The organism is Paenacidovorax caeni (assembly GCF_001298675.1).
GTDB classification, from domain to species: Bacteria; Pseudomonadota; Gammaproteobacteria; order Burkholderiales; family Burkholderiaceae_C; genus Paenacidovorax; species Paenacidovorax caeni.
Genome location: NZ_CYIG01000012.1, coordinates 28,150 through 41,772 on the forward strand (window position 1 = coordinate 28,150; position 13,623 = coordinate 41,772).

A 13,623-nucleotide genomic window follows, 5' to 3' on the forward strand; every position below is an offset into this window, starting at 1 on the left:
GGTATGATTCAGGGCTTTCCCGACCACGCGCCCCCTTCATACCTGCCTGCCCCGTGCGTCTCCAGTCCATCAAGCTCTCCGGCTTCAAGTCCTTCGCCGAGCCCACCAACTTCATGCTGCCCGGGCAACTGGTGGGCGTGGTGGGGCCGAACGGCTGCGGCAAGTCCAACATCATGGACGCCGTGCGCTGGGTGCTGGGCGAGAGCAAGGCCAGCGAGCTGCGCGGCGAGAGCATGCAGGACGTGATCTTCAACGGCACCACCAGCCGCAAGCCCGCCAGCCGCGCCAGCGTGGAACTCACGTTCGACAACAGCGACCACCGCGCGGGCGGGCAGTGGAGCCAGTTCGGCGAGATCGCCGTCAAGCGCGTGCTCACGCGCGACGGCAACAGCAGCTACTACATCAACAACCAGCCGGTGCGCCGCCGCGACGTGCAGGACGTGTTCCTGGGCACCGGCCTGGGCCCGCGCGCCTACGCCATCATCGGCCAGGGCACCATCAGCCGCATCATCGAAAGCCGCCCCGAGGAACTGCGCCTGTTCCTGGAGGAGGCGGCCGGCGTCTCCAAGTACAAGGAGCGCCGCCGCGAGACGGAAAACCGCCTGGCCGACACGCGCGAGAACCTCACGCGCGTCGAAGACATCCTGCGCGAGCTGAACGCCAACCTGGAGCGGCTCGAAAAACAGGCCGAGGTAGCCGCGCGCTACCACGGCCTGCAGCAGGACGTGACACTCAAGCAGCACCAGCTCTGGTTCCTCAAGCGCGCCGACGCCGAGGAAGAACAGAACCGCGTGCGCACCGAGGGCCTGCAGGCCGTGAACGACCTGGAAGCGCGCATGGCCGAGCTGCGCCACGTCGAGGCCGACCTGGAGGCCATCCGCCAGGCCCACTACGCCGCGGGCGATGCCGTGAACCAGGCCCAGGGCCAGCTCTACGAGGCCACGGCCGAGGTTGGCAAGCTCGAAGCCGAGATCCGCTACGTGGTCGAAGGCCGCCAGCGTGTCGAGCAGCGCCTGGCGCAGCTGGCCGAGCAGGCTGCGCAGTGGGCCGCGCGCCGCGAGGAAGCCGCCGCCGAGATGGAAAACCTCGAAGGCGCAGGCATGGACGCCGAGGAGCAGGCCGAGATACTCGCCGCCCAGGTGGAGGAGCAGGCCGCGCGCCTGCCCGACCTGGAAGATGCGCTGCGCCAGGCGCAGTCGCGCGCCGCCACGCAGCGCGCCGCCGTGGTGCAAGTGCAGCAGCAAATCCAGGTGCTGGCCGCCGAGCAGCGCAGCATCGACGAACAGCGCCGCCAGCAAGAGACGCGCCACGAGCGCCTGCGCGCCGACCGCAACGCACTGGCTGCACCCGATGAGGCCCGTTTGGCGGACTTGCAGGCGCAGCTTGCCAGTGCGCAGGACAGCGCTGAAATGGCCGAGGCCGTGCTGTTCGAGCTGCAGGAGGCCGTGCCCCAGCTCGACGAAGACCGCCGCACGCGCCAGCAGGCGGTGAACCAGGAGAGCGCGCGCCAGGCCGACCTGTCGGCGCGCATGGAGGCCCTTAAGGCTTTGCAGGAAAAAGTGAAGGTCTCCGGCAAGCTCCAGCCCTGGCTGGCGCAGCACGGGCTCGATGGTTTGCCGGGCCTGTGGAGCCGCATCCACGTCGAGCAGGGCTGGGAAAACGCGCTGGAGGCCGCACTGCGTGAGCGCATGGGGGCGCTGGAAGTCGGGCGGCTGGAGAGCGTGCGCGGCTTTCTGGGCAGCGGCGCGCACGACGCACCGCCCGCGCGCCTGGCCTTCTACAGCCTGCCGCCCGGCGAAGGTGCCGCCGAGCCGCCTGCGTCTTTGCAACGCCTGTCGGCCCTGCTGCGCGTGAGCGATGGCGGCTTGCGTGCGCTGCTGGTGCAGTGGCTGCATGGCTGCTACACCGCCGCCACGCTGGACGATGCCCTGGCCCAGCGCGCCAGTCTGCAGCCGGGCGAGACCATTTACGTACCCAGCGGGCATGCCGTGGGGCCGTACAGCGTGGGCTTTTACGCGCAGGATTCGGAGCAGGCCGGGCTGCTGGCTCGCGCACAGGAGATCGAGCACCTGGACAAGGAGCTGCGCGCCCAGGCGCTGATTTGCGACGAGGCGCGTACCGCGCTGGTGCGCGCCGAGGGCCAGTACGCCGACGCCGCGCAGCGCCTGGTGGCGGCGCGCCGCGAGGCCAGCGAGGCCCAGGCCCAGGCGCATGCCCTGCAGGTCGAAACCCTGCGCCTGGCGCAGCAGGCCGAGCAGATGCGCGCGCGCAGCCAGCAGATCGATGGCGACTTGGCCGAAGTCACGGCGCAGCTTGACGACCTGCAGGAGCGCAGCGTTGCCGCCGAGGCGCGCTTCGAGGAGCTCGACATACAGCTCGCCGACAGCCAGGAGCGCGAGGCGCAGCTGGGCGACGCCGTGATCGAAGCCGAGCGCCGGCTGAATGAATGCCGCGAGCAGCAGCGCGCGCTGGAGCGCCAGGCACAGGAGGCCACGTTCTCGCAGCGCAGCCTGCAGGCGCGCCGGGCCGAACTGTCGCGCACCATCGAGACGGCCCAGCAGCAGGCGCGTGCCCTGCAGGACGAGGAGCAGCGCGCGCGCGAGGAGCAGTCGCGCCTGTCCGCCGCCGCTGCGCAGGGCGGCCTGGAGGACGCGCTGGCGCTGAAGCTGGCGCGCGAGAAGGCGCTGGGCGAGTGCCGCAGCCAGTACGACGGCCTGACGGCGCAGCTGCGCGCCAGCGACGAGCGGCGCATGCAGGCCGAGCGCACGCTGGACCCGCTGCGCCAGCGCATCACCGAATTCCAGCTCAAGGAGCAGGCCGCGCGCCTGGGCCTGGAGCAGTACAGCCAGCTGCTGGCCGACGCGCAGGCCGACCTGGCGGCCGTGGCGCAGTCCATCTCCGAGGGCAATGTACGCCTGCACGGCCTGCAGGGTGAGATCGACCGGCTGCACCGCGAAATCCAGGCCTTGGGCGCGGTCAACCTCGCAGCGCTGGATGAGCTCACGCTGGCACGGGAGCGCAAAACCTTCCTGGACGCGCAGACCGAAGACCTGACGCTGGCCATGAATACGCTGGAGGCGGCGATCCAGAAGATTGACGCCGAGACGCGCGAACTGCTCTCGGGCACCTTTGAAACCGTCAACGGCCACTTCGGCCGCATGTTCCCCGAGTTGTTTGGCGGCGGGCAGGCGCGCCTCATCATGACTGGCGACGAAATCCTCGACGCCGGCGTGCAGGTCATGGCGCAGCCGCCAGGCAAGAAGAACCAGACCATCCACCTGCTCTCGGGCGGCGAGAAGGCGCTCACCGCCATCGCGCTGGTGTTCGCCATCTTCCAGCTCAACCCGGCGCCGTTCTGCCTGCTCGACGAGGTGGACGCGCCGCTGGACGACGCCAACACCGAGCGCTACGCCAAGCTGGTGTCGGCCATGAGCCGGGGCACGCAGTTCCTGTTCATCAGCCACAACAAGATCGCCATGGAAATGGCGCAGCAGCTCATTGGCGTGACCATGCAGGAGCAGGGCGTGTCGCGTATCGTGGCAGTGGACATGGAGTCGGCCCTTTCCATGGCGGAGCTATGAGGCACGGCATGCGCCGCACTACTACAGAGAACCATCTTCTATGAGTACCTTGCAACTCAGCCTGGCCATCATCGGCGGCATCGTGCTGGCGGTCATCGTGGCCTACAACGCCTGGAACACCCACCGCAACACGCCCCGGCGCGCGCTGCCCGAAAGCCGTGACGGCCGGGAGGGGCAGGAGCCGTCGCTGCCGCCCGAACCGGCGCTGCGCCAAGAGCCGTCGTTTGACGGCGCCGTGGCGCCTGCACCCATGCCGCTGAACGAGCCGAGCCTGGCGCCCGCCGATCCCGACGTGCTGGCGCAGCAGCACGTACCCACGGTGGACGCACACGATGCGCTGCACATTCCCACCCCGGCACCGGCGCACGAGCGCCGCCTGCAGCTCGACCCGCTGATCGACGCCATGGCCTCGCTGCTGGTGGAGAACCTGGTCTCTGGCGATGCCGCGCTGGCGGCCTTGCCGCCCACGCGCCGCGCGGGCAGCAAGCCTTTTGCCATCGAAGGCTTCAACGCCACCACCAAGCTGTGGGAGCCGCCGCAGCCGGGCCAGCGCTACATGGCGTTCCAGGCCGGGGTGCAGTTGGCCAACCGCACGGGCGCGCTGAGCCAGATCGAGTTCTCTGAATTCGTCGGCAAGGCCCAGGCGTTCTGCGATGCGGTGAATGCCGCCCCTGAGTTTCCCAATATGCCGCATGAGATTGCCCGCGCGCGCGAGCTGGACCAGTTCGCCGGCGAACACGATGCGCAGCTGTCCTTCATGCTGCGCGCACGCCAGGCCGCCTGGAGCCCGGGCTACGTACAGCAGTGTGCTGCCCGCCTGGGCTTCGTGCCCGGCCCCATCGCTGGGCGCCTGGTGTTGCCCAGCTCCACCCCCGGCCAGGCGCCGCTGTTGCACCTGGCCTGCGACCAGCATGCGGCCTTGTCCGAGGACCCGGACCAGTCTGCCGTGCGCGATCTGGCGCTGAGCCTGGATGTGCCCCAGGTGCCGCGCGGCGAGCAACCCTTCGCGCGCCTGCGCGAAGTGGCCACGGCACTGTGCCAGGCCATGGACGGCGTACTCTGCGACCAGGATGGCAACCCGCTGCCCGCCATGGCCATGGACGCCATCGCCGCCGACCTGGAGCAGCTCTACGACGTGCTCGACCAGCGTGAGCTGTCTGCCGGATCGGCGCTGGCGCGCCGGTTGTTCAGCTGATGGGGCGACTGATGTGTGGGGTCTGTGCGGCATGCCACCGCACTGCGCCCCGAGGGGAGCACTTTTCGCATGGCTGAACAATCCGACCTTTTTTCGGCGCCAGAGCCCGCGGCACCTCCGCTGGTAGCTACGAAAGTAGAAGCATTGCGCGCCCAGCTTAACGCCTGGGCCCATGAGTACTACGTGCAGGACGCCCCCAGCGTGCCAGATGCCGAGTACGACCGCGTGTTCCGGCAGCTGCAGGCGCTTGAAGATGCCTACCCCAGCCTGGTGACGCCCGACTCGCCTACGCAGCGCGTGATTGGCGCGGTGATGGAGGGGCTGGCGTCCGTGCGCCACCGCGTGCCCATGCTCTCCATCCGCACTGAAACCGACACCGAGGCCTCGGGCGCAGAAGCGTTCGATGCACGCATCCGGCGCGAGCTGAAGCTGCCACCGGATGCGCCGCCTGTCGAATACGTGGCCGAGCCCAAGTTCGACGGCCTGGCCATGAGCCTGCGCTATGAGGAGGGCCGCCTGGTGCAGGCCGCCACGCGCGGCGACGGCGAGGTGGGCGAGGACGTGACGCACAACGTTCGCACCATCCGCCAGATTCCGCTGGCATTGCCTGCGGGCGTGCCTCCCGTGCTGGAGGTGCGGGGCGAGGTCTATATGCGCCGGGCAGATTTCGACGCGCTCAACGAGCGCCAGCGTGAGCAGGGCGGCAAGACCTTCGTGAACCCGCGCAACGCCGCTGCCGGCGCCGTGCGCCAGCTCGATTCGGGCATTGCCGCGCAGCGGCCACTGTCGTTCTTTGCCTACGGGCTGGGGGAGGTGCAGGGCGCTGAGTTCGCCACGCACTTCGAGGTGCTGGAGAAGCTCAAAACTTGGGGTTTTCCGGTTGCAGCCCAGGCGGGGATTGCGCTGGGTGCTAGTGAGTTGGTAGCGTTTCACCAGCGCATCGGCGCCGCGCGGGACCAGTTGCCCTACGACATCGATGGCGTGGTCTACAAAGTCAACAGCCTGGCGCTGCAAAGACAACTCGGTTTTGTGACACGCGAGCCGCGCTGGGCCGTGGCGCACAAATACCCGGCGCAGGAAATGATGACGCGCGTCGAAGGGATCGACGTGCAGGTGGGCCGCACCGGCAAGCTCACGCCCGTGGCGCGCCTGGCGCCGGTGTTCGTGGGCGGCGTTACCGTGACCAACGCCACGCTGCACAACCTGTTCGAGCTGCGCCGCAAGCGTGTGCGCGTGGGCGACCAGGTGATCGTGCGCCGCGCGGGTGACGTAATCCCCGAAGTCGTGGGCGTGGTGCCCGCGCCGCGCGCAGCGTATGTGCCCAATTTCCGCATGCCTGCGCAGTGCCCGATCTGTGGCAGTGCCGTGGTGCGGGAGCCGGGCGAGATGAACCACCGCTGCTCCGGCGGTCTGTTCTGCCCCGCGCAGCGCAAGCAGGCGGTGCTGCATTTCGCCCAGCGCCGTGCAATGGATGTGGAGGGCCTGGGCGAGAAGCTGGTGGATCAGCTGATCGACGGCGATGTGATCCGCACGCTGCCCGACTTGTTTCGCCTGGACGTGCAGGCCCTGGCGGGACTGGATCGCATGGCGGAGAAGTCGGCGCAGAACGTGCTCGATGCGCTGGAGCAGTCCAAGCGCACCACGCTGCCGCGCTTCCTGTTCGGGCTGGGCATTCGCCATGTGGGCGAGGCCACGGCCAAGGACTTGGCGCGTCATTTCGGCGCGCTGGACGCCATCATGGAGGCCAGCGTGGACCAGCTTCTGCAGGTCAACGACGTTGGCCCCGTGGTGGCGCAGAGCATTCACACCTTCTTTGCCCAGCCGCACAACCGCGAGGTGGTGGCGCAGCTACGCGCCTGTGGCGTGGCCTGGGAGGAGTGCGCACCCGTCGAAGGTGCCACGCTGCCGCTGGCGGGCAAGACCATCGTGTTGACGGGCACGCTGCCCACGCTGGGCCGCGACGAGGCCAAGGACCTGCTCGAAGCGGCGGGCGCCAAGGTGGCAGGCTCGGTCAGTAAGAAAACCTACTGCGTTGTGGCCGGTGCTGAGGCCGGTAGCAAGCTGGACAAGGCGCAGGCCCTGGGCATCCCGGTGCTGGATGAAGACGGCCTGCGCGCGCTGCTGCAAGGGCAGTTGCCGGGTGGCGCAGAATTCTCCTGATTTGATAGCTGCTGGCGCTTATCCAGCAAGGCTTTTCGGCGATTTTGATGGATATTTCGCTTTGCCGGGCGCTACGGTTTCCGGCAGGCCAAGAAACCGGGGCCTGGACCAGGCAGCCAGCGGTGCTGGCTGCGTGCCCCCTCCCACGCAAAGCGTGAGAGAGGGCACGGGGGTGTTTCTCTTTAGTGCTTGTGTCCGCCGTGGTCGTGCGGTGCGGGAGTGGGGTTCAGCGCGCGCGCCGGGGCTTGTACGTTGACCGTGGTGCGCTTGCCGTCCTTGTCCTCGAAAACCAGGGCCAGCGGGATGTCGTCGCCTGCCTTGACCTGCTGCGGCAGGTTCATCAGCATGATGTGGTAGCCCCCCGGCTTCAGATCGACGGGCTTGCCCGCGGGCACTTCGATGGCGGGCACTTCGCGCATTTTCATCACGTTGTCTTGCATCAGCATCTCGTGCACTTCCACCGTGGCGGTCAGCGGGGACGAAGCGCCGACGAGCTTGGTGTCCTGCGCCGACTCTAGGCGCATGAAGGCGCCGGTGGCCTTCTGCTGCGCCACGGTGGCGCGGACCCAGGCGTCCTTGACGGTGACCTGGGCGTGGGCGGCGCCAGCTGCAGCCAGGGCGGTGGCAAGGGTGAGTGTGCGGATCAGAGACTTCATCGTGTTGCCTTTGCAAAGGAAGTGAAAAAGGGGTGAGGGTGAGGCCGGATGTGGCGTCATTCGACGTCGATGCAGTGCACGCCGAACGCCCCCGTGCGGCAGTCGGCAAAGTAGCGCAGCAGCGTTTCGCGCACGGTGCGAAAGGCCAGTTCGTCCCAGGGCACTTCTTCCTCGGTGAACAGGCGCGCTTCCATGGTTTCGTAGCCCGGCGCGAACACATCGCTCAGCAGCGTGGCGCGGTAGAACAGGTGGACCTGGCCCACGCGCGGCACGTTGAGCAGCGAGAACAGCGGCCCCAGCGTGAACTGTGCGCCGGCTTCTTCCAAAGTTTCGCGGGCTGCGCCCTGGGCGCTGGTTTCCTGCAGCTCCATGAATCCAGCGGGCAGCGTCCACTTGCCCTTGCGGGGCTCGATGTTGCGCTTGCACAGCAGCACCTTGCCGTCCAGCACGGGTATGGTGCCCACCACATTGAGCGGGTTCTCGTAGTGGATGGTGTGGCAGGCGGGGCAGACGGCGCGCTCGCGGGTGTCGCCATCGTCGGGAATGCGGTACTCGACGGCGCTGCCGCAAGTGCGGCAACACCGGATGGTGCGTTGGAACATCATGGGCTAATTGTGCCGTTGTACGATGCTACGTTTTTCAAACCGTGAAGCAAGGAGCGTTGGCTGTGATGGCTTTGGGGATTCCGGTGCGGTGGGGGCGTGCCATGGCCGTATTGGCGCTGTGCGGCGCCTTGGCAGGGTGCTTTCAGCGCCAGGCGGCGCCGCTGGTGCGCTTCGAGCCAGAGGCCTTCAGCGCGGCGGCGGGTTTTTCGCGCTTCTATGAAACGTCTCCCGCGCTGGCATGCGAGGCGGCTCGCCGCACGCTGCTGAGCCAGGGCTATGTGATCAGCAGCGCCAGTGACGAGCAGGTCACGGGGCGTAAATTCTTCCAGCCCAGCGCCGAGGCCCATGTGCCGCTGGAAATGCGCGTGGTGTGCGCCACCGAGGCGGGCGACGCGGCGGTGGTTTTCGCCGTGGCGGTGCAGGAGCTGCATGCGGTGCGCAAGGCCAACCATTCGGCCTCTCTCGGCGTGGGCGGTTTGGGCTCGCTGTCGCTGCCCGTGGAGGGCAGCAACGACGGCATGGTCAAGGTTGGTACGCAGACGATTTCCGACCCGCATTTCTACCGCAGCTTCTTTGACCTGCTGGGCGAGCACCTGGCGCAGTGATCAGTCGATCTGCACGCGCAGACTGCCCAGGCCCTCGATACCGCCTTCCAGCAGGTCGCCGCGCTGCACGGCACCCACGCCTTCGGGCGTGCCGGTGAAGACCAGATCGCCCGGTTGCAGCTCCCATGCGCTGGAGAGCTGTTCCAGCGTTTCGCCGATGTTCCAGATCAGCCGGTCAATGCTGCTGCGCTGGCGCTCCTGGCCGTTAACCTGCAGCCAGATGGCGGCGCTGGCGATGTCGCCGGCCTGCGCGGCGGGCGTGATCGGCCCGATGGGAGCGCTGTGCTCAAAGCCCTTGCCAATGCACCAGGGGCGGCCCTGCTTCTTCATGTCGTTTTGCAGATCGCGGCGCGTCATGTCCAGGCCCACGGCGTAGCCGTAGATGTGGCGTGCTGCGTCGCGGGCGGCGATGTTGCTGCCGCCCACACCGATGGCGACGACGAGCTCGATCTCATGGTGCAGGTTGCTTGTCAGGCTGGGATAGGGCATGTGGCCAGTGGCACCGGAGGCCACGGGAAGCACCGTATCGGCAGGCTTGAGAAAGAAGAATGGCGGCTCCCGGCCGGTGAACCCCATTTCCTGTGCATGCTCGGCGTAATTGCGGCCAACGCAGTAAATGCGGTGCACCGGAAAGCGGTCTTGCGTGCCTAGCACGGGCACGCTGGCTTGCTGGGGAGGAACGATCACGTAGGACATGGCGGCACCAGGGCAAAAACCTGCAGTTTGCCATGCGTCCAGCGTGCTACGGGCGGTGTTTCGTGCAGCGCATCCCTGGGGCTACACTGCCGCCATGACACGAGGCTATGACTTCCGGCGGGCGCCAGGCCATCTGGTGCGGCGCGCACACCAGCGTTCCGTGGCGATATTCGCCGAGGAGATGGCGCGCTTCGACGTCACGCCGGTGCAGTTCGCCATCCTCATGACGCTGATGGACAAGCCTGGGGTCGATCAGGTGACGCTGGCGGCCCATGTGGCGCTTGACGCCGCCACATCGGGTTCGGCCATTGGCCGTCTGGAGGCGCGCGGCTGGCTGCGGCGGGAGTGCGATCCGCGTGACCGGCGCCGCAAGCTGCTGTGGATTACCCCTGAGGGCGCACAGGCGGGCGCAGAGATGGCGCTGGCGGCACCGCGCATCCAGGAGCGCCTGGTGGCACCACTGGCGCCCGAGGAGCGCGCGCAACTGAGCCTGTTGCTGTCCAAGCTCGAAGAGGGCTCGCCATGAAGCTTTACAGCTACTTTCGCTCTTCAGCCTCGTACCGCGTGCGCATCGCGTTGCAGCTCAAGGGGCTCGATTACACCTACGTGCCCGTGCACCTGGTGCGCGGGGAGCACCTGCAGCCCGCGCATGCGCAGCGCCAGGGGGATGCGCTGGTACCGCAGCTGCAGACCAGCGATGGGCATGTCCTGGGGCAGTCGATGGCCATCATCGAATACTTGGAGGAAGCCTACCCCGACACCCCCCGGTTGCTGCCCGCCGGCGCTGTGGCGCGCGCGCGCGTTCGCGGTCTGGCGCAGATGGTGGCCTGCGACATCCATCCGCTCAACAACCTGCGTGTGCTCAAGTACCTGGTGCATGGCGTGCACGCCAGCGAGGAATCCAAGACCGCCTGGTACCACCATTGGGTGCGCGGTGGCCTGGAGGCCTTCGAGCGCCAGCTCGCGCTGCTGGCCGAGGAGCGCGCGCGCGAGGGCATGGCGCCTTCGCGCTACTGCTGGGGCGACGCCCCGACGCTGGCCGACTGCTGCCTCGTGCCGCAGCTTTTCAATGCCCAGCGTTTCCAGGTGCGCCTGGACAACCTGCCACTGACGATGGGGGTGCATGCCGCGTGCATGCAGCTGCCTGTCTTCCAGCAGGCGCAGCCATCGGCCTGCCCGGACAGCGAAGCCTGATGCACCCCGACTGGATCATTCCCGACTGGCCCGCGCTCGCTGGCGTGCACGCGCTGTGCACCACGCGTGCGGGCGGCACCAGTGCCGCGCCGTACGACAGCTTGAACCTGGGCGACCATGTGGGCGATAGGCCAGAGTCCGTCATGGCCAACCGTCTGCTCCTGCAGCAGGCGCTGGAGCAGCACAGCCCGGGCGCACATGCGGTGTTCCTGCGGCAGGTGCATGGCGCGCAGTGCTTGCCTCTGGACGCTTCGCGCGCCGACGGCGCGTGCGCCGATGCCTGCGTTAGCAACGTGCCGGGGCGTGTGTGCACCATCATGGTGGCCGACTGCCTGCCGGTTCTGCTGGCGCACCGCAGCGGCCGCGTGGTAGCCGCCGCGCATGCCGGCTGGCGCGGCCTGGCGGGGGCTGAGGGGCAGGGGGTACTGGAGTCTGCTTTCAAGGAATTTTCGGCCTTGGCCCAAGCTGATAAAGCGCCAGCAGCTCCTGAAACCATAGCGCGTGACACACTCGCCTGGCTCGGGCCGTGTATCGGGCCGCAGGCGTTCGAGGTGGGGGCCGAGGTGCGGGCAGCCTTCTGCGACGCCGACCCCGGAGCGCAGGCGCATTTCAGCCCGCAGGCCGGGGGGAAGTTCCTGGCGGATTTGCCGGCGTTGGCGCGGCGGCGGCTGGCTGCGCTGGGCGTCACTGCCCTCTATGGCAACGACGGCAGTGCGCAGTGGTGCACGGTGGCCAATCCGTCACGGTTCTTTTCGCACCGGCGCGACAACGCCACCCTCGGCGGTAGCGGGCGCTTTGCCGCCTGCGTTTGGATCGCCTGACCCCTGCGCGGCCAGCCACGCCTGCTGCTCGGCCTCCCGGCGTGCCTGCAGGGCCCGCTTGCGCCCGGGAGTTCCCAGGATGTAAGCCACGATCGCCATGGGCAGCAGCCCGTACAGCACGAAGGTGACGATAGCGCCCAGCACGCTGCCGGTGCTGCTGGTGGCTTCCGCCAGCGCCATCATCAGCGTGACGTACAGCCATGCAATGATGACGAGGTACATGGAGAAAATGTGAAAAACAGCCCAATGGGCGACTAGACTGCGATGCAATCGTTGCTTTTGCCATTCGCCCTGGGCAACAATGGTAAAACCACCACGGCATTCCACTCAAAGAGACCAAGGCATGAATTCTGAAGCAATCTGGGGCGAAGGCGCCCAGCAATTCCAGCAAATGTTCGCCAATGGCTGGAGCCAGGCTCTGGATTCTTTCCAGAAAATGGATTTGGGCAGCGCCAAGGCACCCATGCCCTTGCGCCTCGCGCCTGAAAAACTCCAGGCACTGCAGGCCCAATACCTGCAGGAAGCCAGCGATCTCTGGCAAAAAGGGCTGCAGCAGGGAACGTCGGCGGCGGGGGACAAACGCTTTTCCGGTGAAGGCTGGGCGCAAAATCCCGTCGCTGCATTTTCAGCCGCTGCCTATTTGCTCAATGCACGCACGCTGATGCAGTTGGCCGAAGCGGTCGAAGCCGACGAAAAAACCCGCGCGCGTATCCGTTTTGGCGTTGAACAATGGATGGCGGCCATGGCGCCGAGTAATTTCCTCGCGTTCAATCCCGATGCGCAGAAAAAGGCCTTGGAAACACAGGGCGAAAGCATTGCCAAGGGCATTGCCAATTTGCTGCACGACTTGCGCCAGGGCCATGTGTCAATGACCGACGAGAGCCTGTTCGAGGTGGGGCGCAACGTCGCCACCACCGAGGGCGCGGTGGTGTTCGAGAACGACTTGTTCCAGCTCATCGAGTACAAGCCGCTCACGGCCAAGGTGTACGAGCGTCCTTTCCTGATGGTGCCGCCGTGCATCAACAAGTTCTACATCCTCGATCTGCAGCCCGAGAATTCGCTGGTGCGCTACGCGATCGAGCAGGGGCATCGGACCTTCGTGGTGAGCTGGCGCAATCCAGATGCCTCGCTGGGCCACAGGACCTGGGACGACTACATCGACGAGGCCGTGCTCACGGCCATCGCGACGGTGCAGAAGATCGCCGGGGCCGAGCAGATCAATGCCCTGGGCTTTTGTGTCGGCGGCACCATGCTGGCCAATGCCCTGGCCGTGTTGGCGGCGCGTGGCGAGGAACCGGTGGCCAGTGCCACCTTCCTGACCACCCTGATCGACTTTGCCGACACCGGGATCCTCGACGTCTTCATTGACGAAGCCTTCGTGCGTTTCCGCGAGATGCAGCTGGGGCAGGGCGGACTGATGAAGGGGCAGGATCTGGCCTCTACCTTCAGCTTCCTGCGGCCCAACGACCTGGTCTGGAACTACGTGGTGGGCAACTACCTCAAGGGCGAGACCCCGCCGCCGTTTGACCTGCTCTACTGGAACAGCGACAGCACCAACCTGCCCGGCCCCTACTACGCCTGGTACCTGCGCAACTTTTACCTGGAAAACAAGCTGGTGCAGCCCGACGCGCTCACCGTGTGCGGCGAGAAGATCGACCTGGGGCGCGTCGATCTGCCTGTCTACATCTATGGCTCGCGCGAGGATCACATCGTCCCCATTACCGCGGCCTACGCTTCGACCCAGGCGCTACCCGGGGACAAGCGCTTCGTGATGGGGGCATCGGGGCATATTGCGGGCGTCATCAACCCGCCCGCCAAAGGCAAGCGCAGCCATTGGATTCGCGCCGACGGAGAGCTTCCGCCCACGCTGGACGAATGGCTGACGGGTGCCACAGAGCACAAGGGCAGCTGGTGGCCCGACTGGGCTGCTTGGCTGCAAGCACATGCCGGCAAGCAGATCGCTGCGCCCAAGGCCTATGGCAAAGCGCCGCGCTTCAAGGCCATCGAGCCGGCGCCGGGCCGCTACGTGAAGCAAAAAGCCTGACATTCCCTTGTTCCTGCAAGCGCTTCTTCATCGCCGTGCCGCTGCCGCTGCGGCGCATGCATCTCT

The 13,623-nt window shown here is 67.1% G+C and carries 12 protein-coding genes; 8 read left to right on the forward strand and 4 right to left on the reverse strand.

Features of this window, described 5'->3' with window-relative positions; translation table 11 throughout:
* Positions 1 to 53: 53 nt before the first annotated feature.
* From smc to ligA, 3 genes are all read left to right on the forward strand, one after another.
* Complete coding sequence (gene smc, locus BN2503_RS07230; RefSeq protein WP_054255985.1) at positions 54 to 3,581, forward strand: chromosome segregation protein SMC; 3,528 nt, start codon at positions 54 to 56, stop codon at positions 3,579 to 3,581.
* A 40-nt stretch (positions 3,582 to 3,621) separates the two neighbouring features.
* Positions 3,622 to 4,776, forward strand: a complete 1,155-nt coding sequence (locus BN2503_RS07235; RefSeq protein ID WP_054255986.1) for a cell division protein ZipA C-terminal FtsZ-binding domain-containing protein — start codon at positions 3,622 to 3,624, stop codon at positions 4,774 to 4,776.
* 69 nt (positions 4,777 to 4,845) lie between these two features.
* Positions 4,846 to 6,936: an NAD-dependent DNA ligase LigA gene (gene ligA / locus BN2503_RS07240; protein WP_054255987.1), complete on the forward strand. Its 2,091-nt coding sequence runs from the start codon at positions 4,846 to 4,848 to the stop codon at positions 6,934 to 6,936.
* Positions 6,937 to 7,118: 182 nt separating this feature from the next.
* Here the strand turns inward: ligA and BN2503_RS07245 are convergent, their stop codons facing one another.
* Positions 7,119 to 7,592, reverse strand: coding sequence for a copper chaperone PCu(A)C (locus BN2503_RS07245; protein WP_054255988.1), 474 nt, complete (start codon positions 7,590 to 7,592; stop codon positions 7,119 to 7,121).
* Positions 7,593 to 7,648: 56 nt separating this feature from the next.
* Complete coding sequence (locus BN2503_RS07250) at positions 7,649 to 8,197, reverse strand: NUDIX hydrolase (RefSeq protein ID WP_054255989.1); 549 nt, start codon at positions 8,195 to 8,197, stop codon at positions 7,649 to 7,651.
* 65 nt (positions 8,198 to 8,262) lie between these two features.
* Here BN2503_RS07250 and BN2503_RS07255 point away from each other — a divergent pair, with 65 nt between their 5' ends.
* The gene (locus tag BN2503_RS07255; RefSeq protein ID WP_054255990.1) at positions 8,263 to 8,802 is read left to right on the forward strand and encodes a DUF2242 domain-containing protein; all 540 of its coding nucleotides are present in this window, start codon (positions 8,263 to 8,265) and stop codon (positions 8,800 to 8,802) included.
* Here BN2503_RS07255 and BN2503_RS07260 read toward each other — a convergent pair whose 3' ends face one another.
* Positions 8,803 to 9,498, reverse strand: coding sequence for a fumarylacetoacetate hydrolase family protein (locus tag BN2503_RS07260; protein WP_054255991.1), 696 nt, complete (start codon positions 9,496 to 9,498; stop codon positions 8,803 to 8,805).
* A gap of 94 nt (positions 9,499 to 9,592) precedes the next feature.
* Here BN2503_RS07260 and BN2503_RS07265 point away from each other — a divergent pair, with 94 nt between their 5' ends.
* From BN2503_RS07265 to pgeF, 3 genes are read left to right on the forward strand one after another with little or no spacing between them, the layout of a single operon-like run.
* Positions 9,593 to 10,024, forward strand: a complete 432-nt coding sequence (locus BN2503_RS07265) for a MarR family winged helix-turn-helix transcriptional regulator (RefSeq protein WP_054256054.1) — start codon at positions 9,593 to 9,595, stop codon at positions 10,022 to 10,024.
* Complete coding sequence (gene maiA, locus BN2503_RS07270; protein WP_054255992.1) at positions 10,021 to 10,692, forward strand: maleylacetoacetate isomerase; 672 nt, start codon at positions 10,021 to 10,023, stop codon at positions 10,690 to 10,692. Before BN2503_RS07265 ends, maiA begins: the two co-directional genes overlap by 4 nt.
* Positions 10,692 to 11,513, forward strand: a complete 822-nt coding sequence (gene pgeF, locus BN2503_RS07275; protein WP_054255993.1) for a peptidoglycan editing factor PgeF — start codon at positions 10,692 to 10,694, stop codon at positions 11,511 to 11,513. The genes maiA and pgeF overlap by 1 nt, the downstream gene beginning before the upstream one ends.
* Here pgeF and BN2503_RS07280 read toward each other — a convergent pair.
* Positions 11,433 to 11,735 carry a hypothetical protein gene (locus tag BN2503_RS07280; RefSeq protein WP_054255994.1) on the reverse strand — a complete coding sequence of 101 codons (303 nt, stop codon included), beginning with the start codon at positions 11,733 to 11,735 and terminating at the stop codon, positions 11,433 to 11,435. The genes pgeF and BN2503_RS07280 overlap by 81 nt on opposite strands.
* Positions 11,736 to 11,856: 121 nt before the next feature.
* Between BN2503_RS07280 and BN2503_RS07285 the strand changes: the two genes are divergently transcribed.
* Positions 11,857 to 13,557 (forward strand): PHA/PHB synthase family protein, encoded by a 1,701-nt coding sequence (locus BN2503_RS07285; RefSeq protein ID WP_054255995.1) that lies wholly within the window; start codon positions 11,857 to 11,859, stop codon positions 13,555 to 13,557.
* Positions 13,558 to 13,623: the final 66 nt, after the last annotated feature.